The sequence below is a fragment of the Rhodococcus sp. JS3073 genome (genome assembly GCF_026810085.1).
Taxonomy (GTDB): domain Bacteria; phylum Actinomycetota; class Actinomycetes; order Mycobacteriales; family Mycobacteriaceae; genus Rhodococcus_F; species Rhodococcus_F wratislaviensis.
On record NZ_CP113951.1, the window covers coordinates 4,554,672 to 4,575,150 of the forward strand.

General features: G+C 66.3%; 22 protein-coding genes and 1 pseudogene. 6 read left to right on the forward strand and 17 right to left on the reverse strand.

The window, feature by feature from the left end; genetic code table 11:
* Positions 1 to 18: 18 nt before the first annotated feature.
* Genes OYT95_RS20620 through OYT95_RS20640 form a run of 5 tightly spaced genes read right to left on the reverse strand, consistent with a single transcriptional unit; the run spans position 19 to position 5,030 of the window.
* Positions 19 to 960, reverse strand: a complete 942-nt coding sequence (locus OYT95_RS20620; RefSeq protein WP_268788839.1) for an MBL fold metallo-hydrolase — start codon at positions 958 to 960, stop codon at positions 19 to 21.
* A 1-nt stretch (position 961) separates the two neighbouring features.
* The gene (locus OYT95_RS20625; protein WP_268788840.1) at positions 962 to 1,882 is read right to left on the reverse strand and encodes an alpha/beta hydrolase; all 921 of its coding nucleotides are present in this window, start codon (positions 1,880 to 1,882) and stop codon (positions 962 to 964) included.
* A gap of 16 nt (positions 1,883 to 1,898) precedes the next feature.
* Positions 1,899 to 3,026, reverse strand: a complete 1,128-nt coding sequence (locus OYT95_RS20630; protein WP_268788842.1) for an FAD-dependent monooxygenase — start codon at positions 3,024 to 3,026, stop codon at positions 1,899 to 1,901.
* Positions 3,027 to 3,040: 14 nt separating this feature from the next.
* Positions 3,041 to 3,994 (reverse strand): phosphotriesterase, encoded by a 954-nt coding sequence (locus tag OYT95_RS20635; RefSeq protein ID WP_268788843.1) that lies wholly within the window; start codon positions 3,992 to 3,994, stop codon positions 3,041 to 3,043.
* A gap of 49 nt (positions 3,995 to 4,043) precedes the next feature.
* On the reverse strand, positions 4,044 to 5,030 hold the full coding sequence (locus OYT95_RS20640; RefSeq protein WP_268788844.1) for a phosphotriesterase: 987 nt from the start codon (positions 5,028 to 5,030) through the stop codon (positions 4,044 to 4,046).
* Between the two features lie 147 nt (positions 5,031 to 5,177).
* Between OYT95_RS20640 and OYT95_RS20645 the strand changes: the two genes are divergently transcribed.
* The gene (locus OYT95_RS20645) at positions 5,178 to 5,765 is read left to right on the forward strand and encodes a TetR/AcrR family transcriptional regulator (RefSeq protein WP_268788845.1); all 588 of its coding nucleotides are present in this window, start codon (positions 5,178 to 5,180) and stop codon (positions 5,763 to 5,765) included.
* Here OYT95_RS20645 and OYT95_RS20650 read toward each other — a convergent pair.
* From OYT95_RS20650 to OYT95_RS20665, 4 genes are read right to left on the reverse strand one after another with little or no spacing between them, the layout of a single operon-like run.
* A complete protein-coding gene (locus tag OYT95_RS20650; protein ID WP_268788846.1) occupies positions 5,675 to 6,688 on the reverse strand; it encodes a LysR family transcriptional regulator in 1,014 nt (337 codons plus the stop codon). The genes OYT95_RS20645 and OYT95_RS20650 overlap by 91 nt on opposite strands.
* Before the next feature lie 39 nt (positions 6,689 to 6,727).
* On the reverse strand, positions 6,728 to 7,858 hold the full coding sequence (locus OYT95_RS20655) for an NAD(P)/FAD-dependent oxidoreductase (protein ID WP_268788847.1): 1,131 nt from the start codon (positions 7,856 to 7,858) through the stop codon (positions 6,728 to 6,730).
* Positions 7,855 to 8,049, reverse strand: coding sequence for a ferredoxin (locus OYT95_RS20660; protein ID WP_268788848.1), 195 nt, complete (start codon positions 8,047 to 8,049; stop codon positions 7,855 to 7,857). The genes OYT95_RS20655 and OYT95_RS20660 overlap by 4 nt, the downstream gene beginning before the upstream one ends.
* Positions 8,046 to 9,221, reverse strand: a complete 1,176-nt coding sequence (locus OYT95_RS20665; RefSeq protein WP_268788849.1) for a cytochrome P450 — start codon at positions 9,219 to 9,221, stop codon at positions 8,046 to 8,048. Before OYT95_RS20665 ends, OYT95_RS20660 begins: the two co-directional genes overlap by 4 nt.
* A 150-nt stretch (positions 9,222 to 9,371) precedes the next feature.
* Here OYT95_RS20665 and OYT95_RS20670 point away from each other — a divergent pair, with 150 nt between their 5' ends.
* The 3 genes and pseudogenes from OYT95_RS20670 to OYT95_RS44690 form a co-directional block, all read left to right on the forward strand.
* The gene (locus OYT95_RS20670) at positions 9,372 to 10,493 is read left to right on the forward strand and encodes a DUF3500 domain-containing protein (protein WP_268788850.1); all 1,122 of its coding nucleotides are present in this window, start codon (positions 9,372 to 9,374) and stop codon (positions 10,491 to 10,493) included.
* Positions 10,490 to 11,950 (forward strand): HupE/UreJ family protein, encoded by a 1,461-nt coding sequence (locus tag OYT95_RS20675; RefSeq protein WP_268788851.1) that lies wholly within the window; start codon positions 10,490 to 10,492, stop codon positions 11,948 to 11,950. Before OYT95_RS20670 ends, OYT95_RS20675 begins: the two co-directional genes overlap by 4 nt.
* 75 nt (positions 11,951 to 12,025) lie before the next feature.
* Positions 12,026 to 12,256 (forward strand): annotated as a pseudogene (locus OYT95_RS44690) (CoA transferase); the annotation flags it as partial.
* Positions 12,257 to 12,301: 45 nt separating this feature from the next.
* Here OYT95_RS44690 and OYT95_RS20680 read toward each other — a convergent pair.
* The 3 genes from OYT95_RS20680 to OYT95_RS20690 form a co-directional block, all read right to left on the reverse strand.
* On the reverse strand, positions 12,302 to 12,799 hold the full coding sequence (locus OYT95_RS20680) for an NAD-binding protein (protein ID WP_268788852.1): 498 nt from the start codon (positions 12,797 to 12,799) through the stop codon (positions 12,302 to 12,304).
* Positions 12,800 to 12,866: 67 nt separating this feature from the next.
* Positions 12,867 to 13,040, reverse strand: a complete 174-nt coding sequence (locus tag OYT95_RS20685) for a carboxymuconolactone decarboxylase family protein (protein ID WP_268788853.1) — start codon at positions 13,038 to 13,040, stop codon at positions 12,867 to 12,869.
* Positions 13,037 to 13,282, reverse strand: coding sequence for a hypothetical protein (locus OYT95_RS20690; protein ID WP_268788854.1), 246 nt, complete (start codon positions 13,280 to 13,282; stop codon positions 13,037 to 13,039). The genes OYT95_RS20685 and OYT95_RS20690 overlap by 4 nt, the downstream gene beginning before the upstream one ends.
* Positions 13,283 to 13,808: 526 nt before the next feature.
* Here OYT95_RS20690 and OYT95_RS44695 point away from each other — a divergent pair.
* On the forward strand, positions 13,809 to 14,171 hold the full coding sequence (locus OYT95_RS44695; protein WP_442972567.1) for a transposase: 363 nt from the start codon (positions 13,809 to 13,811) through the stop codon (positions 14,169 to 14,171).
* On the opposite strand, the gene OYT95_RS20695 is transcribed toward OYT95_RS44695, so the two are convergent.
* The 5 genes from OYT95_RS20695 to OYT95_RS20715 all read right to left on the reverse strand — a co-directional run bounded on the left by OYT95_RS20695 (position 14,127) and on the right by OYT95_RS20715 (position 19,210).
* Entirely contained in the window at positions 14,127 to 16,526 is a 2,400-nt protein-coding gene (locus tag OYT95_RS20695) for a xanthine dehydrogenase family protein molybdopterin-binding subunit (protein ID WP_268788855.1), read from the reverse strand. The two genes, OYT95_RS44695 and OYT95_RS20695, sit on opposite strands and share 45 nt — an antisense overlap.
* On the reverse strand, positions 16,523 to 17,068 hold the full coding sequence (locus OYT95_RS20700; RefSeq protein ID WP_037243015.1) for a (2Fe-2S)-binding protein: 546 nt from the start codon (positions 17,066 to 17,068) through the stop codon (positions 16,523 to 16,525). Before OYT95_RS20700 ends, OYT95_RS20695 begins: the two co-directional genes overlap by 4 nt.
* Positions 17,065 to 17,934, reverse strand: a complete 870-nt coding sequence (locus tag OYT95_RS20705; RefSeq protein WP_268788856.1) for an FAD binding domain-containing protein — start codon at positions 17,932 to 17,934, stop codon at positions 17,065 to 17,067. The genes OYT95_RS20700 and OYT95_RS20705 overlap by 4 nt, the downstream gene beginning before the upstream one ends.
* A complete protein-coding gene (locus OYT95_RS20710; RefSeq protein WP_268788857.1) occupies positions 17,934 to 18,362 on the reverse strand; it encodes a hypothetical protein in 429 nt (142 codons plus the stop codon). The genes OYT95_RS20705 and OYT95_RS20710 overlap by 1 nt, the downstream gene beginning before the upstream one ends.
* Before the next feature lie 299 nt (positions 18,363 to 18,661).
* Entirely contained in the window at positions 18,662 to 19,210 is a 549-nt protein-coding gene (locus OYT95_RS20715; RefSeq protein WP_268788858.1) for a MarR family winged helix-turn-helix transcriptional regulator, read from the reverse strand.
* Between the two features lie 184 nt (positions 19,211 to 19,394).
* On the opposite strand from OYT95_RS20715, the gene OYT95_RS20720 reads away from it, so the two are divergent.
* Positions 19,395 to 20,384, forward strand: coding sequence for an XdhC family protein (locus OYT95_RS20720; protein ID WP_268788859.1), 990 nt, complete (start codon positions 19,395 to 19,397; stop codon positions 20,382 to 20,384).
* Positions 20,385 to 20,479 lie beyond the last annotated feature (95 nt).

Here is a 20,479-nt window from a genome sequence, read left to right on the forward strand (position 1 = left end):
CGCGACTCTCTTTCTCTGTCAGAGCTTCTGGTTGAACTGCGTGCGGTAGCCGTGCAGCGTCGTGAAGAACGGGGACGGTTCGAGTGCCGGGTCCCCCTCGTAGCCGAGTTCCTCCGCCACCCGGGCGAACGGCGAATACGCCGAGTCCGTTTCCTGCAAGCCGTCCTGCAGATACCGATGGGCCGCGTCGCTGACCCGTGACTGGATGTCCAAGCTCTCCTGGAGGGCCTGCCGAGCCTGCTCGCTGTCGAGTTCGACCCCGTAGGCCACCCCGTCCGCCCGGCGGTACGGATGCCCCAGATACAGGTGCTGCGGACGGATCTCGTCGCGCAGGTACTGCACGCTCGACCGGTAGGCGACCGGATCCTCGTAACCGGGAAAGCCGTTCGCGGCGCCGTGGACCTGCACGGCGTCGCCGACGAACACGGAGTTCTGGCCGTTCACCACATAGGCCACCGATCCGGCGGTGTGGCCCGGGATGGAATGCACCGCGACGGTGACATCGCCACCGAGGGAGAAGGTCTCGCCGCCCCGGACCACGATGGACGGCTCCATCTCCCCGGAGATGACCGTCTGCGCCGTCGCCGTCTGCTTCGCGGCGCCCTGCGGGTCGTTCAGATACTGCCCACGCACCGTCACGTATTCGTCCACGTGCGCCTGCCGCGATCGCAACAGGTGTGCGTCGGCCTCGTGGATCACCACCTGGGCACGCCTTCCGGTCAATTCCCACAGGGCGTGCGCCCCGCCGAGGTGGTCGATGTGGCCGTGGGTCAACAGGATCCAGCGGACTTCCTCGATGCGGCGCCCGAGAGTCTCGAGCGCGGGGGCCATTCCCACGGCGGGCGACGATGCGATTCCGGTATCGACGATCGCCGGCTCGGGGGCGTCGATGAAGAAGCTGTAGAGACCGAATCGGCCCCAGGGCGAAACGAGTGGGTGAATCTTCACGTCCTGCGTCATGTCACTTCCCCGGAGCGGAATGAAGGAACTCGGCCGTCTCCTCGAACACTTTCTGGTACTCCGGAATCCAGGAGAAGTTCTGGACGAACCCGTGGTTGGCTCCGGCATGGCGACTGACCTTCGCGTGCACTCCGGCCTCGTTCAGCCGCGCGCCGTAGAGTTCGCCCTCGTCGCGCATGGGGTCGAACTCGGCGGTGACGATCAGCGCCGGGGGCAGTCCGGTCAGATCCTCGCGCTTGATCGGGGAGACCAGCGGGTCTGCCGGATCCGCGCCGCTGTCGACATAGAAGGCATTGAAGGGCTTCAGTCCCGCGGTCTCCACGCCGTACCCTTCGGCGTTCTCCCGCAGCGAGGCGTAGCGGTCGACGTCGAAGTCCAGGTCCAGCGACGGGTAGAACAGGACCTGGTGGGTGATGCGATCGAAACCCTCGTCGTGTGCCACCGCGGCGACGGCGGCGACGAAGGTGCCGCCCGAACTGTCGCCGGCCAGCGCGAGCGTCGAGCCGTCCCACTTCAGGGCCCCGCCGTTCTCCGCGACCCACCGCACCACCCCGAGGCAATCCTGGAGGCCGGCCGGGAACGCAGCCTCGGGCGCCCGGCGGTACCCGACGGAGACGACCTTCAGCCCGGTCTCCTTCGCCAGGGACCGCGCGACATGGTCGTGGGTGTCGAGGCTTCCGAGGAAGAACGCCCCGCCGTGGAAGTACACCAGCAGTCCGTACGAGTCGGCGTCGACCGGCGTGTAGATCCGGACCGGCACGTCCCCTGTGGTGGTGTCCTCGACCGCGTGGAGCGGCAGGCGCTCCTCCACGGGCGCGACCTGCGCTTCCTCGCCGGCGCGCATGGCCGCCGGGTCGAGTGGGCCCGCGGGTGGGGCGGGCAGGTTGGCGATCACCTGGGCGATCTGGGGGTGCAACGGCATGTCGGTGACCTGGTTTCTACTTTGTGGCGGGCTGCTGAGCGGCGGGCTTCTGACCGGGGAAGACGTCGTCGACCTCGTCCTCGGTCCACCCCTGACGCGAGATGCGCTGCAGCTCGTCCGTCACCGGCTTGCGGGTCGCCTGGTACGACGCCAGAGCTTCCTTGACGGAGTCGGCCTCCTGCAGGGCGTCGGCGAGCGCGCCGGCGTCCAGGATCGCCGAGTTCGCACCCTGCCCCTGGTGGTGCAGCATCGAGTGCGCTGCGTCGCCGACGAGGACGACCGAGTCGGAGTGCCACCGCTCGACCGGGTCGATGTCGTAGACCGCTCGAATGCTGACGGTGTCCAGGTCGAGGCCGCGGGCGATGTTTACGATCCGCTCGTCGAAGCCCTCGACGGTTGCCACGATGTCGTCCTTCGTGATCTGCGGCGCCCAGGTACCGTCCGGGCACAGCGCGGTGATGTCGAAGGACACCTGGCCCCGGTGGCGCAACGGCAGCAGGTACACCTTCGTGCCCCTGCCGATGTACATCCGGAGGTTGTCGTCGACGATCATGCCGTGGGCGTCGTCGACGGAGATCACCGCGCGGTAGGCGTGCTCCCCGGAGAACACCGGGCCCTTGTCGCTGAAAAGCTCGTGCCGCACCACCGATTTGATGCCGTCGGCGCCGATGACCAGATCGGCTTCGACGGTCTCGGCGTTGGCGAACGTGAGGACGGAGCGGTCGCCCCGGTCCTCGACGGACTCGAGTTTGTGACCGAGGTGCACCATGCCCTCGGGGAGCACGCCCAGGAGAGCGTCGATGAAGTCCCCGCGGTGGATCAGGTGGGTCTTGGTCTCCTCGGCGAAGTCGTCGATGCCCGGCCACGTCTCCTTCATGATCGGATCATCAGTGGCGGTGAGGATCTCGAAGTAGTCACTCGGCGAGCTGACGTTCGCGATCGCGTCGAAGATCCCCCACCGGCGGAAGCGGTCCATGGTGGACGGACGTAGACCGATGCCGGCGCCGACCTCCCGAACCGCGGTGGCCTGCTCGTACACGGTGGCGTCGGCGCCGAGCAGGCTCAGGGCCTTGGCCGCCGCAGCGCCGGCATACCCTGCGCCGACGATGGCGATGTTCAGGTTCTTCAGCTCTGTTGGTTGCATGGTTCTCGTCCTTGTCAGTTCTGGATGGTCAAGAAGTCGGCGGGGTTCTCGACGAACAGCTGGGTGATCGTGGCCTCGTCGATCCCGGCCTCCCGCAGGTCGGGGATGAGGTCCTCGAAGAGGTAGTTCACGGTGTGGCCCTTGACCCCCGGCCACCCGAGCGGACTGCAGTTGGCATCGACGCCGGCGAGCGCCCTGTCCAGGTGGCCGGCGCCGAGGAACCGGAGGAAGTGGTCCAGGCGCTCCTTGCGGGGGCGGGCCCAGAACGGCGGATCCTCGAGTTCGGTCTCGTACCCGAACGTGTCGAAGCCGACGCGACCGCCCTGCTCGGCGATCCAGGTGTCGCGCGTCTTCTCGGCGTTCACGCCGTCGTCGACATGTCCGAACAGCACGCGGTCCAGCGGGAGGCCCTCGTCGTGGAAGATGGCGATGGCGTTCTCGGCGTCGATCGCCAGATGGGTCAGGATCGGCACACCGGTGCTCAGGGCGGCGCGAGCCGCGGCGCGGTAGATTCGCTTGTCCAGCTTCGTCATTCGGCCACCGCGGCTCACCCCGACCTTGATGACGCCGGCGCGGCTGCCGGTGTTCCCGATGCCGACGGTGATCTCGTGAACGAACTGCCGGGTCAGGTAGTCCACGCTCGCCCGCTCGAAGAACGGCAGGGCGGTGTCGCCGCCGACGAATCCGGTGCAGGCGACGATGTGGACGCCGGTCTTCGCGGACAGCGACTTGTAGTAGTCGACGTCACGACCGTTGCAGATTCCGGTGACGTCGACGAAGGTCCCGCCCCCGTACTCGTGGAACGTGCGCAGCTTCGGGACGGTCTCCGCGTACCGCTCCTCGGGGGTTTTCCACCACCTCGTGTCCAGCTCGGAGCCGGGCATGCCGTACCCGATGTGCTCGTGGATGGCGACGATGCCCAACTCTTCGGTCGGGATCGGCCCCAGGACTGTATTGACTCTCGACACAACACTCCCCTTCGGGAAAGACGACACTTCGATGGTGGATTTCGCGCGGTCAGCGCACCGACAGCAGTTCGCGGGGGTTGTCCACGAGGATGCGCTGGACGTCCGCGTCGCCGAGCCCCTGCGCGGTGAGGAGGGGCACGAACGTCGACAGGATGTAGCTGAACGGCACGGCGCAATCGGGCTGACCCTTGGCCACTCCGATCGCATTGCTCGAGAGCAGGATTCGGTTTCCGTGGCCGGCCTCGACCAGTTCGCGCACCACGGCGGCGCGCTCGTCGTCGGTGATGTGGGCGTCGCCTTCCGATCCCACGTGGTCCAGGGCGACGTACGCGCCGCGGCGGGCGATCTCGAGCGGTGCGGCGTCGGCGACCGCATCCTTGCGGTCGAGCCCGCCGACGACGACGCGATGGGCCGGCAGCTTTTCGTCCACGACGATCTCGAGGTCAGCCGCCGCGTCCTTCCCGTAGCGGAGGGAGACTGCGACTCCGGTCTGCAGTGCGGCCCGGGCAGCGCCACGGAACAGGCTCTCGTCGGTGGGTGTCATGCCTTCGCGGGTCGCGGTGGTGGTCACCAGACCCGCGGCACCCCGTCGCTCGACACGCGGGATCACCATGCCCTCGGTGATCTCCTTGGTGAAGAGGTCGGCGAACTTCTCTGCGGGCCACGGTGTAGGCGGGTTGGTCTGCGGCGTAAGGAAATAGCCACCGAGCATCTCTTCGGGGCCCATGCCCGTCGACGCGACGATGTGCACGCCGGTCGAGCGGGAGAGCGCCTCGTACATCCTCACGTCGCGACCGTGGAACATGCCGGTGCTGTCGACGATCGTCCGTCCGCCGTGGTCCCGGAAATCCGTCACCTTCGCCGCCAGGATCTCGAAGATCTCGGCGCGGTCCATGGCGATGTCGAACGCATGCTCCGCGCCGGGAACCACGGAAAGCAGTGCCTCGTGAACCGAGACGATCCCCAGATCGCCGGCGGATACGGGGCCGAGGACGGTGTTGACGGTGTTGTTCTCGGCGGTCTGGGTGCCAGTCATCGGCACTTCCTTTCGTGAGCGTCATGTCTGCATGACGTGCTGCGCATCACGGTAGGGATTAACATTACAGACTGTCAAGTGAGTGAATTGGTAGACAGGTGACTTGTCGGGGGGATTCGTGGCTGTACTGCGGATAGAATCCGGGCCATGTCGCTCCGTGCCGCTCAGAAGCAGATGACCTACGAGCTCTTCCTCGCGAAGGCGCTCGAGCTGTTCGGCGGGAAGGGCTACTCCGCGACCACGATCGACGACATCGCCACCGCCGCAGGCTCGACCCGGACCACCTTCTACCTGCACTTCTCGTCGAAGGCCGAGGTGATGAGCGCGCTCCTGACGAAGGTCGACGCGATACTCACCACGGCCGACGACCCGACGCTGACCGCGGTGGTCGCGTCCGGCTCGCGCGACCTGATCCGGGAGTGGCTGGACCGCAAGTTCTCGCAATGGGACGAGATCAAGCCCTACCTCACCGCGTCCTTCCAGGCCGCACACGAGCCGGACGTCGCAGCCAAGACCGAGCAGTGGTTCGAGGACGCGGTCGGTCAGATGACCGAGGGACTGGACCGGGCGAAGCGCTTCCCGCCGGACCGTCGCCAGGTCCGGTGCGTGCTCGCCTTCGGCCAGCTCGAGTACCTCTCGCGCCGCTACTTCTCGGTCGGCTGGCGGATTCCCCGCGAGGTCTGCCTCGACGAACTCACCGACTCCTGGTGCCACCTGCTCGCGTCGGACAACTGAGCCTCGAAAGTCGTCGCTTCGACGAGGATCTCCCGCAACCAGCCGATGAACGCCGCATCTGCCAGACGCGGGTTCCACACCATGTCGACCCTCAACGGCGAGATCGGCAGCGGGAACTCCTCGATCCGGAGGTCCACCCGTTCGCGCATCGCGACAGCGACCCGCAGGGTGTGCACCGCCACCCCACCGGCCGTCGCCACCAGATGCGGGATGAGCAGGTGGTCGGCGACGAGTTGCCCGATCCGGTACTGCACGCCGTGCGCGTCCAACGCTGCATACGGCGCCACCCGGTGCCGGGAGTCGTAGGTGACGTGGGGCACCGAGGTGAGCAGGTCCAGTGCAGACGCCTCGGGATCGCTGTCCGGATGGGCGATCACCACCCAGCGGTTCTCGTACAGCCGCTCGCGCGGGTGCGGCGACGCGAACGCCTCGGACAGGAGTACGACGTCCACCCCGTCGTCGGTGAAGTCGCTTGCCTGAGGCTCGACGAAGTTGCGCACCCGGAGGGTCGCATTCGGTGCCCGCTCCGCGATCAGTCGCGCCAAAGCGGGCCCGACGACGAATGCGGTGCTGGTGGTCATCGCCACCGTGATGGTACGGCTGTCGTGGGCCGGGTCGAAGCCCGGAAAGTTCACCACCTGGGCGGTCTGCCGCAGTACTTCACGCAGTGGCGCGATGAGTTCCAGGGCGCGCGGGGTGAGCACCAGCCCGCTGCCCTGCCGGGTCACCAGGTCGTCACCGATCATTCGGCGCATCCGTCCCAGGGCATGACTCATCGCGGGTTGGGACATGCCCACCCGGGCCGCGGCGCGGGTGACCGATCCCTCCTCGAGGAGCGCCAGCAGCGGCACCAGCAGATTGAGGTTGACCGAGGCGAGCCGCTCCAGGCCGAGATCACTCGAATGATCCCCGGGTTGGTTCATCCACACGAAGTTACGCGTCCTCCTCCCGAACCGTCGGCGTCATGCCTCGGCCGAGGCCATACGGCGCAGTCTCGGGATCGGGATCCGGTGGTTGACGGCGACCGCGACACCGTGACCGTCGTCGTGAGTCCAGCGCATCACCGACGGACCGTGCGGGCTGTCCCCGAGGAGGAACTCGGGTTCACCGGCGGCCGGCAGGTGGCCGGTGGCCTTGAGGTTCAACCCGAACTGCTCGGTCCAGAAGTACGGATCGAAGTCGAGTTCCGGCGCCTCGTCGCCGGTCAGTAGTGCGAGGGCAGCGACCTTGGCCTGTTCGATGGCGCTGCTCCACAGCGGAATCCGGCGTACTCCCGTCCGCGTCGGGACGGCCGCGACGTCCCCGGCCGCGACGATGCCGGGCCCGATTCGTCCCCGCGAGTCCGCTTCGAGGCGGCCGCCGGTCATCAGTCCACTGGTGGCCAGCCACTCCGTGTTGGGGATGTCGCCGATCGCGCTGACGAGCAGGTCGGCCGCGACCCGTGATCCGTCCCGCAGAACCAGCCCACGCGCAGTGTCGATCCCGGCGGCCGCGCCGACGACGATGGTGAGTCCCCGGGCGACCGCGGCCGCGGTGAACGCGTCGGACAGGCAGGGCCCCAGATGCGACAGCATCGGCCGGCCGTCGGCCACCAGCGTGACCTCGCATCCCGCCGACAGCGCAGCGGATGCGATCTCCATGCCCAGTGGACCGGCTCCGACGACCACCACCGACGGCCGGGCTGCCAGCCGTTCCCGGAGAACCAGGGCATTGTCCAGGGTGCGCAGGGTCAGCTCAACGCTGTCGCCGCCACCCAGACGCCGGGCCCTGGAACCGGTGGCGATCACCAGTCCGTCGTAGGGCAGGTCCGAACCGTCGTCGAGACACACGCGGCGGGCCCCGACGTCGAGCCCTACTGCCGCCACCCCGAGCACTTCGGTGGCCTCGTGCGTGGGCGGCGCCAGTTCGTGCGAACCACCGTCGACCAGAAGGGCCTTGGAAAGCGCAGGCCGCGAGTACGCCGCCCGGGGTTCGTCGCCCACGATGGTCAGGTCGCCGTCGAAACCTGCGGCACGGAGGCTGTCACACGCGGTCTGGCCGGCGATCCCGTTGCCGACGACCAGAATTCGCCGGGGAGCTTCGGTGAGTTTCATGCGAGTCTGAGGGCGGCCACGGGGCAAACCCGGACAGCGGCGCCGGCGTCAGCAAGTTCAGGGCTCCCCTCGGGGAGTTCTTCGACGTCGAGGATCAGTTCGCCCTCGTCGTCGAGATGCATCAGGTCGGGGGCGATCTCTTCGCACAGTCCGTGGCCCTCACACCGAGGCCGGTCGATCACGATTCTCATGCCGGGACCACCTTCAGGATCTCGAGTGTGTCGATGGAGCGGGTGATGTTGCTGGGCAACCGAACCGGCTCGGCGGCCACCAGACGCTGTGCGTGGACGGCGAGTGCCCCGATGACGGCGTGGGCTTCCAAGCGGGCCAGGCCCTGGCCTGCGCAGCCGTGCGGGCCGTAGCCGAAGGAGAGATGGTCGACCGGGTTCCGTTCGACCAGAAAGTCGTCCGGGTTCTCGTAGTGCCGTGGGTCGCGGTTGCCCGCACCGAAGAGGATCGCCACCTGGGATCCGGCCGGCACCACGGTGCCGTCGATGATGACGTCCCGGGTGACGAGGCGCCCCCAGGCATGCACCGGCGCCCAATATCGGAGTATCTCGTTGAAGGCTGCCGGCACCAGGGCGGAATCCCTTCGGACCAGGTCGAATTGGTCGGGGAAGGCCGAGAAGAGCGCGACGATGTTGCCGAGCGCGGCGATCGTGGTGTCCACTCCCGCGCCCAGGTACTGGTGGATGATGTGGCCGGCGGTGCCGGGAGGAATGGCGCCCCGGTTCTCGGCATCGAAGATGCCGCGACCGACCGACCCCGGCGCCAGATCCTCCGCCCGGACCCCGGTGCACCAACCGTAGAGTTCGCCGGCGATCGGGAAATTCTCCGCAGTCCGCTGGTTCATCGGGCCGATGACCTCCATCGCGGCCTGTCCCCAGCGCAGCATGTTGTCGCGCACCTCGCCGGTGAATCCGATCAGGTCCGCGACAACCTCGAGCGGAAGGGCGCGGGCCAGCGCATCGATGGCCTCGAACGATCCCCTGTCGACCAGGTCCGCGACCAGCGCATCGGCCTTGGTCTGGATCTGGTCCCTGATTCCCCGCAGCGCCCGTGGGGAGAGGTTCTCGGTGAGCGTCGCGCGCAAGTCGGTGTGGATCGGCGGGTCGGAGGCCAGGGACGTGCCTTGCAGTGCCTCGTTGACCATGGAGTTGAAGCCGATCGTCCGGGACGAGAACGTGCGTGGGTCGGCCAGAGCGTCGCGGATGGCGTCGTACCGGGTCAGAGCGTAGACGCCGTTGGCGGGCAGATGCACCACCGCGCCGAGATCGCGGAGTTCGGCGTACGTCGGATAGGGGTCGATCAGGATCTCGTCGGCGAAGAGGTCGATATCGGAACTCGCGGGTGTGCTGGTCATGCACCCAGTGAAGTGACTCCACTCACATAAATCCAACTCATATTGTTCATATAGGAACATGCATGCAGTTGATGTGAACGTCCGGCGGTTCACAGGAAAGTGCCAGCGACTTCACGGGTCGACCGGATTCTGTCTACTTACGCTCCTTCCATGCGAACTCAGAACTCCCGTGTCACCTCGCCGAAGAAGTTGATCGTCGCGTCCTCGATGACGATGCTTCTCGGACTCTCACTCGTTGCGTGCGGGACCGACAGCGACACCACCACCCCGGCACCCACCTCCGCTTCGGGTTCTGTCGCAGCGACTATGGCCACCGCCGACGCGGGCAGCGTCGTCGCCGGCGCCGAGGCATTCGCGGCTACTCTGACCGACGCTCAGAAAGCGTCACTGCAACAGGAGTATTCGCTCGAGAATGCGCAGAAGTGGTCGAATCTGCCGCAGGCACTGCTCCGGGGCGGTCAGGGGCGGATCGGCCTGCAACTGAGCGAGCTCGACGACACTCAGATCGCCGCGCTCGACACCCTGTTGCAGGCGGTCACCGGCTCCGCGGCGGGCGACGGGTACGACGAGATCCAACAGCTGCTCAACGCGGACGACTACCTCGCGGCCAGCGGCGGCGGAACCGACTACGGCCGTGGTAACTATTACATCGCCTTCCTCGGCACCCCGTCCGATTCCGGGACGTGGGAATTGCAGTTCGGAGGCCACCATTTGGCGTTCGCGAACACCTACGTCGACGGCGCACTCGTCGGTGCCACCCCGTCGTTCCGCGGGGTCGAACCGTTCGGCACGTTCGAGCAGAACGGCACGTCCAATTCCCCTCTCGCCAACGAGCAGTCTTCGTTTGCGGCGCTGCTCGCAGGACTGTCCACCGAGGAGTTGGCCACAGCGAAACTCGATTCCGTGTACAGCGACCTGGTGCTCAAGCCGGGTAACGACTGGGCATTCCCGACGACCAAGGAAGGCGTGCAGGTCTCGACGTTCACTCCGGAACAGAAGCAACTCGTCATGGCCGCGATCGCCACTTACGTCGACGACATCGACGACGCGGACGCGACCACCATCTTGGCGAAGTATGAACGCGAGCTGGACCAGACCCATGTCTCGTACTCGGGTAGCACCGGCGTGACCGAGCAGAACGACTACGTGCGGATCGACGGACCGTCGGTCTGGATCGAGTTCTCGATGCAGCACGGCATCGTGCTGTCCGGGAACCACCCGCACTCGGTGTGGCGTGATCGGACGACGGACTACGGCGGAACGCAGGAGTGATCATCCCTCGGCTACACAAGTCGGTTGCGGGGTTGATGGTGGTGCTCTCGTCGATCGGAGTGTGGCTGATCGGTGGTACCGCACAGGCTCACGTTCTTCCGACCACCACCATCGAACTCGGCGTCGGTTCCGGGGAAATCGCTGCCGCACTGACGATTCCACTGAGCGACCTGGAGGCCGCAAGCGGGATCGACCTCGGATCCGGCGGCCAGAGCGACGTCGACGCGCACTCGAGCGAACTGCTGGACTATCTGGAGGACCATTTCGCGCCGACTGCGCTGGATGGCCGGCCGTGGGCGGTCACGTTCGACGAACTCACCGTGGGCTCGTCGGAGGACCTCGGTACCGGAATCTATGACACGGTCACGACGACGGCGCATCTTGTTCCACCTGCCGGCGCCGATGAACGCTCGTTCGATCTCGGCTACGACGCGGTGATCCATCGCGTGGTCACCCATGTCGTCATGGTCACCGTACGATCCGACTGGTCCACGGGAACAATAGATTCCGGGCGAGAGATCGGCACTGTCGGAGTGGACTCCGTCACCGGAGACATCACGCCACTGACAGTGCGCCTCGACGACGGAAGCGCCTGGCAGGGATTCGTCAGTATGGTCGCGCTCGGTATCACGCATATCCGGGAGGGAACGGATCACCAGCTGTTTCTGCTCACGTTGTTGCTACCCGCTCCGTTGCTCGTCGCCGCCCGGCGATGGGGTGGTCCAGCGCGGCCTGTAGTGGCGGTGCGCAAGATAGCTGCGATCACGCTGGCGTTCACCGTCGGCCACTCGGTCACCCTCGCGTTGGGCACGATCGGCTTTCCGGTTCCGCAGCAGCCCGTCGAGGTTCTCATTGCGATCAGCATTCTCGTCGCTGCCGTTCACGCAATCGTGCCGATCTTCGTCGGTCGTGAAGCGTTGATAGCGGGGATGTTCGGTCTCGTCCACGGTCTCGCGTTCTCGGCGACGCTCACCGAACTCGATCTCATCGGTGGGCAACTCGCAGTCAGCCTGCTGGGTTTCAATATCGGCATCGAGCTGATGCAACTCGCCGTCATCGCTGTCGTGCTGCCGCCGCTCATCGTGCTCGCGCGAACCCGCATCTACCATCCCGTCCGGGTAACCGCAGCCGTACTCGCCACGGCAGCAGCAGTCGGATGGGTATTCGATCGAGTTGGGTTTCCCAACATCGTCGCCGACATTGCGGACCGCCTGGCCGACGTGACGCCGGATATCGTTGCCGCTCTGTGGATTACCGGGGTCGCCGTGGCTGCTCTACTCGTGCGGGGCTGCGTCGTCGGGACGGCCGGGCCAGACGCGTTCCGCAAGGGCGAGGACCGGAGGCAGGGCCGGGTTGTCGGAGGCCGGTCGCCACGCCATGCGCAGGTGGATCGGCAGCGTCTCGTCGAGCACTCGCAGGAAGCGCACATGCGGGGCGGTCACGTTCTGCGCGACTGACGACACCGTCAGAGAGCATCCGGCTTCGGCGCCCACGGGGTCCTGGCCATCGGAAACGACCGGCAGTTCCGGACGCTGTGCGAAGTCCTCGATACACCTGAGCTGGCGACGGACCCCCGGTTTGCGACACCGCCGGACCGCAGCCACAACCGTGCGATACTGCGCCCCATCCTGCAGGAACTGCTGGCCGCACAGCCCGCGTCCGAATGGTTCGACATCTTCACCGAGGCACGGTTGCCGTGTGCCCCGATCACCGATGTCCGCGGCGGAATCGAATTCGCGGAGCGCGTCGGGCTGGAACCTGTCGTGGCGGTGGGCGACGGTGAAGAATCTCTTCCCGGGGTGCGCAACCTAGTCGATACCCAGCAGCGCACGCGCCTGAAGGATTGCCTGCTCGACGTCGTCGTCGAGGCCTCCGGCGGGCAGTGCACCGATTTCGCTGCGGAGCAGTCCGACGTCCTCGAGCAGCAGGTCGTACTGGACGTCGACGAGGTTGTCACTCATCCAGCTTTGTCCGGTCGACACGGCGATCACGTCGAAAAGGCCCTTGGCGGGCGTGCCGAGATGCTCGGCGAGAGTGAGCATCCGCGCGGTGGCGGCCAGATTGTAGGTGGCCAGCGCATTGTTGAGGAGCTTCACCTGGTCGGCCAGCCGCACCGCGACGTGGACGCTGTCAATGGACGGCCAGTCGAGTGCCGCGAGGTCGCTTCCGGCCGGTGACTGGGTCTCGTCCGACCACTCGCGGACGCGTTCCGCGTTGAAGTCGTAGCCGTACACCTCCTGCCCCAGCTGGGCGAGATGTGCGCCGATGTTTCCGCCGATGGGTCCGAGTCCAATTACCAAGTGCATGAGCGTTCCTCGAGTGTGTGAGCGAGCAGGTGTGGAAGAGAATGCCGGACCGGCATGGCAATTCGGCTCAGACCGTGGGGGACTCCGGGACGAGACCCCGCTCTGCCATGACCTGCTTGACGAGGGTCAGGCCGTTGAGCACGCGTGGGAACCCGACATAGGGGATGCAGTGGATCAGAGCACCGACGATCTTCTCCTTGGTCAGGCCCACGTTGAAGCCGGTGTTGATGTGCAACTTCAACTAGGGCTCGGTGCCCAGGGCGACCAGTGTGTGGAGATGGTCACCATCGTCTGCTCCTGCTGGGTCAGGCCGGTCCGGGAGTAGATGTCTCCGAAGGCGAAGGAGACGATGTAGTCGGACAGATCCGCGTCCAGACTCTGGTAGGACTCCACGAGCTTGACGTGGTCGAAGGTGTTGGTGTGCTCGGGGGAGACGAGCTCCAGCATGCGGTCGAGGCCGCCCTGATAGCGATCTGTGGTCATGGGGTATTCCTCGTCAGCTTGTCGGAAGCGACGTTTCGCAAGCCGCCGTGCACCACGCCTGGTTGGTTCACCGAGGCGTGGTGCGGGGCCGGAAGGACGGTGGGCGATGGGGTGTAACTATCTCTGTCCCTGCGGGTTTCGTACCAACATCTTTGTTTGCGCCGATCGCCGCGCTGGCGGCGTGGTTCGTCATCGGGATGGACCTGTTTTCACCCGGACTGAACTCGCCGGTGCCGCTCGGGCGGCGCGTGAGTTGCTGCTGGGGCTGCTCGACGGTCCGCCCGGCGGGACCTATGTCGAGGGCCGCGACGATCGGCCTTGGCTGGACCCCGAGGCTCAGGTCGTGTTTCAAAGGTGGTTCGGCTGTGAGTTTTCGGTCAAGTGGGTGTGTCGCTGCCGTTGAGTGAGTGAGGTCTCCGGTATCTGGGTTCAGCGACCAAGCAAAAGCCTGAATATCGGAGACCTCGTGCCCAGCGTCGCGGTGCAGGGGCGGGCGGATGTTGCCGACGTGCAATGGGCGCGGTTGGTGCCGCTGCTGCCTCTGGGTAGGAAGGCGGGCCGTTCGCCGAAGTGGACGAAACGGCAGCTCATCGACGGGATCCGGTGGCGGATTCGGGCGGGTACGACGTGGCGGGATGTGCCGGCCCGGTACGAGCCGTGGCACGGTGTGCGGGTTGTTCCGGTGTTGGCGGCGGGCGGGGGTGTGGGTGCGGCGCCGAAGTGTCGCTGCGACGCAGGAACAGCGACGTTGCACGTGAGGATGCCGCCGTCGGGTCCTGCTCCTGTCGACGTTCCGGTCGTCGGCGTCTGTGCCGACGACCGGTGGTCTGAGGTCCGGTTGCATTCAGGTGTGCGACAACGGCGGGAGACCGGGCACGCCGCCGGTTGAGAGTGCACGAAAGACGCGCTCTGGTGTCATCGGCAACTCGGTAAGCTGGGCACCGACCGCGTCGGCGATGGCCTGGGCAATTGCCGGGGCGATGGGGAGCATGCCGCCCTCCCCCATGCCTTTGGCGCCGAAGGGGCCGGCGCCGTGTCCCTGCTCCTGGGTGATCGAGACGAACCGCTCGGGGAGGTCCTCCGCGAGTGGGACGCGGTACAGCAGTGCCTCTGCGTTGAGGAGTTCACCGTTCTCGTAGCGCATTTCCTCGAACAGTGCTTGCGCGAGTCCCAGCACGGCGGCGCCTTCGTCCTGTCCGCGGCAGCCGATCTTGTTGATCACCTTGCCCGCGTCACCGCTGACCGCGAGCTGTAGGACCGTGACCTTTCCGGTCTCCGGGTCGACTTCGACCTCGGCGGCCGCCCACCCGATCTCGTAAAAGACACATCGGGCGGCCAAGGGCGCGTCGGCGTCGTTGCGGACCTTGTAGTAGCCGTCGGCAGAAAATTCGAACCCGGTGTGGCCGAAGAACTCCATGATCCGTTCGAACAGCGGATATACCTCGCCCGTGGGGGTGCGCACTGTCCAGTTGTCGAGCACAGCGGTGGCCGGGTCGAGGGTGAATTGTTCACCGGCCCACGCGAGCACTTGGCTACGCAGGTTCTCCGCGGCGTTGCGGACGGCCTGTCCCATCACCACCACTCCGGACGAGGCGTTGGTGCCCTGATCGAAGGGGGTGTGGTCGGTGTCGATGCCCGTGTACGCGACGCGGTCGCGGCTGGTGCGCAGGACGTCGGCGACGATCTGGGACATCGCGGAGTGCCCGCCCTGGCCCATTTCGGTGAGCGCGCAATTGAGGAAGACGTCGCCGTTGGCGGTCACCTTGACCCGCGCCATCGCGGGCTTGTTGCCGCCGCCGCTGTCCTTGAGCCCGACGCATACCCCCATGCCTCGGTTTCCGCTGCGATCCCTGGAGTGGTAGCCGATAGCGTCCGCGACCAGACGCATTCCCTCGGCGAGGTCGGAGTCGATCCCCGCATCCCCGGGGACGAATTCTTCGCCGAGCTTTTTGAGGTTTTTCAACCGCAGTGCGTAGGGATCGATGCCGAGTCGCTGCGCGATGAGGTCGATCTGACGTTCGCCGGCCCACGTGGTCTGGGTGGCCCCGAAGCCGCGCATGGCGCCGGCGGGCACAGTGTTCGTGGTGACGGCCTTGCAGACGGTGTCGATGTGCTGCCAGCGGTACGCGCCCGGCATCCGGTAGCCGGCCTTCTCGGCCACCGCCGGACTGTGTTCGGCGTACGCTCCGCTGTCGAGGAGCACCGTGGATTGGCGGGCGATGAAGGTGCCGTCCGCCTTGACGCCGGCCTTGACGATCAGCTTCGCCGCGTGCTGCGACACGGTGAGGAAGCCCTCTTCGGTGCTCATGCAGAACCGCACCGGCCGCCCGCCGCTGAGCTGGGACAGGCGGATGGCGACCGGGTCGGCCTTCGGGCCGTTCTTCGCGCCGAACGCTCCACCGAGCAGGGCGACGTGCACCCGGATCCGGTTTTCGGGGAGGTTGAATACGTGCCCGAGTTCCTGGCGGAGGTTGAACGGGCTCTGTGTCGCCGTCCAGACCTCGATCTGTTCGTCGGTTGCCTCCGCGACCGTGACGAACGGTTCGAGATGCATGTGGTTCATCCGGGAGAAGAGGAAGGTGTCCTCGAAGATGTGGTCGCACTCCTCCCACACCTCGGGTGATCCAGTGCTGTATCGGAATTCGTAGCTGACGTTGTGGTCGCTGCGCAGCGACGCCGACGCGCCGTTCCGGTACGGGGGCAGACCGCCGCGCGGCTCGAGCGGATGGATTGTCGGCGACGACGGATCGAGGGCCTCGTCGACGTCGAATATCGCGGGCAGGATCTCGTAGTCGACCTGAATGAGGTCCAGTGCAGCCAGGGCCGTGCGCTCATCGACCGCAGCGACGGCGGCGACGATATCGCCGACATAACGGACGGCGTCCGTCGCGACGACCGGTTGGTCCTTGACCATGGTGCCGTAACACGCCAGGCCGTCGGTTTCGTTGCGCGTGAGCACCGCGGTGACGCCGTCCAGTGCCTGGGCGGCGCTCGCGTCGATGGACACGATTCGAGCGTGCGCGTGCGGACTACGCAGCACCTTCGCGTGCAGCATGCCCGGTCGCACGATGTCGGTGTTGTAGACCGCTTTGCCGGTCACCTTGACCGCGGCGTCCGCGCGCGGCAGATCGCGTCCGGTGACTCGCTTGTCCGGAGAGGCGGTCGGCAGCGAATACACGGTGTATCCGGCGCTCGCGGCGTCGGAGTGGACGTCGTGAGTGAAGGACTCGGGTGTCGCTCTCACGCGGATTCCCCGTTCGTCTCACCGGTCAGTTCGGCAGCGCGCTCGACCGATTCGAGGATCATCTCGTATCCGGTACAGCGACAGGTGTTGGAACTGATCCATTCGCGGATGGTGCCGCGATCGGGTTGTGGGTCCTGACGCAGCAGCCCGGTGGTGAGCATCAACATCCCGGACGTGCAGAAGCCGCACTGGAAACCCCCGCACTCGGAGAATGCACGTTGCTGCGGGGACAGCGCGCCGTCGGGCGCGGCCAACCCTTCCACTGTCTCGACCGAGGCGCCGTCGACGCTGAACGCGAACGTCGAACAGGAGGCGACGGGCAGATCGTCCACGAGCACGGTGCACGCTCCACAGACCCCGCGCTCACAGGAACCGCGAACGCCGTTGCAGCCGTGGTTGTTGCGCAGGACGTCGAGCAGGATGGCGTTGGCGGCGACGCGCACGGTCTGCTTGACGCCGTTCAGGGCGAACTCGATGCAGGTGTCGAGTTCTCCGTCCGCGGCAGCCGATCGATCGGTCTCGCGATCGGGGTACTCGGTCATCTCGTTGTCTTTCCCTTCAGCTGAGCACACGCCGCGGTGAGCAGGCGGCGCGTCAACACACGCACCAGGTGCCGGCGGTACTCCGCCGAGCCGGTGTAATCGGCACACTCGTCCGGTAGCTGCTGAGCAAGCTGCGCACTCACCTCGAGCGGATCGAGTTCGCTGGCGCCGGTGTCGGCCGTCAGAGCGAATCCGTGGCGGTACTCGGAGCCCGATTGCGCGCGCACCTGCAGGGTGCCGTCGGGGCTGCGCCGCACCGCAAGCGCCACTGTCGCCGTCGGACGCATCGAACGCTCATATCCGAACCAGACGAGGTCGTCCGTTCGTACGGTTATGTCGGTCAACACGCTGCGCTGAGCGGTTCCGCTGTCCGCCCACAACGACGCGACCGGGCGGGAGAGCGCGCCGGCGTCGTAGATCAGGTCCGCGTCGAGCGCCCCGAGAAGCAGCGGCATCTCGTAGCGGTACCGCCGCGCCATCAGGTTTCCGCCGACGGTCGCGGTGTAGCGGATCCGGACCGTGGCGATCGATGCCCATGCCGCCGCGAGGTTCGGGATCGCGGTGCCGACGATCTCGTCCGTCGCACCCATGTGGTGGGTCACCATCGGGCCGATATGAAGTACGCCGGCCTCGTGTCTGATTGCGCGTAGCGCATCGACCTTCTGCAGCGACACCAACGTGTTTGGGGCACAGCCCTCACGGATCTGGGCGACCAGATCCGAGCAGCCGGCGGCGATGACGGCATCCGGATGTTCGGACACGATCGCCAGGGCGTCCTCGATGGTGGTGGGGCGATGGAGCCGGAAAGGGGCCATCGCGAATTGGGTCTGAGCCACCAACCCGGCGCCGAGGGCCTGGGTGCGCATCAGCGGGCTCCCCGCACGAGTGCGAGACGCGGTCTGACGTGGCCACCGAGCGCGGGTGTCGTGCTGCGGCGTGTGGTTCTGGGCATCTGCTGGTTCACCCCTCGTCGCGAGGGCAGGGCGCGCCGCTCGACGGCCACGGAGACGACATCGAGTGCGGTGCGGACGGCTACCGAACAGAATCCGGTGTAGTCGAACCTACGCCGAGTCCGGCCCCGAAGATGGTCACGGACGACGATCGGATCCCCGTCATCAACGTGGTCGTAGGCGCCCGACCAGTCGGTCAGGAACAGGACGGTGGCCACGCCGTCACACGACGCGCGCCTGCTGTCTGCGGCGTCCTGCTCGGGGGTCGCATCACCGCGCACGGGTACGGCAGTCACGGTGCCGCCGCCCTCCGCCGCCACATGGGCACAGCCGCTCTTTTTCATGTGGATCTTTCCATTCGAAAGGACTACGGATGCCGGCGCAAGAACACTCAGCACAAAGTATCTTTGCTATAAGATAGTTCTACGTTCTCGCTTCCCCGAGGTCAATAGCTCGGCCAAAGTCGCCGGACCGATACTTTCGGGGCTTACCGAACCCGATCACCACGCTCCCCGAAGAGGAGCAGGTCACAGCCAGCGTTGCCACCGATGCGCCATCTGCGAGCATGATGGCGCTACCCCGGGCACACGGCAGGTCTGCGCGGAAACACGCTGCCGAGGTCGCTCTTCTGGGATTCGAGCCCCTACGCAGACTCCGCGCCGAGTGACTTTGCAGAATTCTCCGATGCGGCAGCCCGCAAGGATCCCTCGAGAACCATCAGGAGATCGGCGAGCTGCTCGCGCTGACCACCACCCAGTCCACCCTGCATCCGCGCCAACTCCGCGAAGTGCGCATCCGAGACAGCATCGACAAGTTCTCGGCCCGCCTCTGTCAGCGTCACATACACCACGCGTGAGTCGATGTCATCGCGCTCACGCAGCACCAGGCCTGCATCCTCGAGCCGGTTCACCCGCATCGTCAGGCCACCGGTGGTGATCAATGTCTGCTTCGCCAGTTCCCCCGCGGTGCGCCGAAACGTCGGTTCCGCACGCCGAAGGCACGCCAGAACATCGAACCCGGCCTCGTTCGTACCGAAGCTTTCGAACAGCTCGTTGATCTGAGACCGGTACAGCAAGAAGCTGCGATGCAGCCGTCCGAAAATCTCGAGCGCCGACACGTCCAGCTCGGGACGCGTCCGGGCCCATTGCCGGATGATCTCACCGACCCCATCTACCCGATCCGATTCGGCCACTTCACACTCCAGATTCGATACGGGCACGGTGCCGCGAATCAGTCTCGCCTACCGGCGACCGACTCAACGACAATTTCAGGACTTATCTTTGCGCAAAACTATTGTACGATCCTCGCCACCACCCGCGACGGCTCCCCAGCCCCGGTCGCCGGAACCGTGATGCCAACAGAACTGCGAGGCACCCGTGAACACCGTCCTGCGCGACATCCACACCGAATGGGAAGCACACCGCGCTGTCGCGGTCGCCACCGTCATCGCCACCCACGGGTCATCCCCGCGAGACCCCGGCGCCATGCTCGCAGTCCATCAGGACGGAACCGTGGTCGGCAGCATCTCCGGCGGCTGCGTCGAAGGCGCCCTCTACGAGACCGCCCTCGACGTCTTCACCACCGGCCACGCCCGAATCGAGCACTACGGCCCCACCGGCGACATCCTCGCACCCGGACTGACCTGCGGCGGATCGCTGACCGTGCTCGTGGAACGCGTAGACCGCGAGACCATGCCGCAACTCGCCGACCTCATGGAACGGACACTGCGCGACGAAACCGTCATCCTCGAGACGGTCCTCACCGGACCGGAAGCAGGTACCCACCGCATCGCACACGAACTCGACACTGCAACCGGACTGACCCCCTCCGGAACACTGATACGACGCTTCGAACCGCGGCCGCGGATGGTGATCGTTGGTTCCACCGACTTCGCCGCCGAGACCGGGCTACTCGGCACCAGAATGGGCTACCGCGTCACCATCTGCGATGCCCGCCCCGTGTTCACGACACCGCAGCGGTTTCCCGACGTCGACGAAGTCGTATGCCAATGGCCGTCGGACTGGATTGCACGCGAACGCAACGAAGGCCGATTCGATTCCCGCACAGTCGTTGTCGTCCTCACCCACGACCCCAAGATCGATATCCCGGTCCTCCTCGAATGCCTCGACGAGGCCAAATGGGCACACCCCCTCGCCTATATCGGTGCCATGGGGTCACTCACCGCCGACGCCAACCGACGACAAGCACTCACCGCAGCCGGTCTCCGCCCCGAACACCTCACCGCCCTATCGAGCCCGATCGGCCTCGATATCGGCAACCGTGGACCAGCCGAGACCGCAATCTCCATTGCGGCCGAAATCATCATCGGGTCCAACCAGGGCCGATCGTCGCGGCCCTCGACATAGATCCCGCTGGGCGGACCACCGAGCAGCGTGAGCATCAACTCACGGGCCGCAGGAGAGGCAGCATCGAGCATGCCGTCACGATGCTCTTTCAGTCG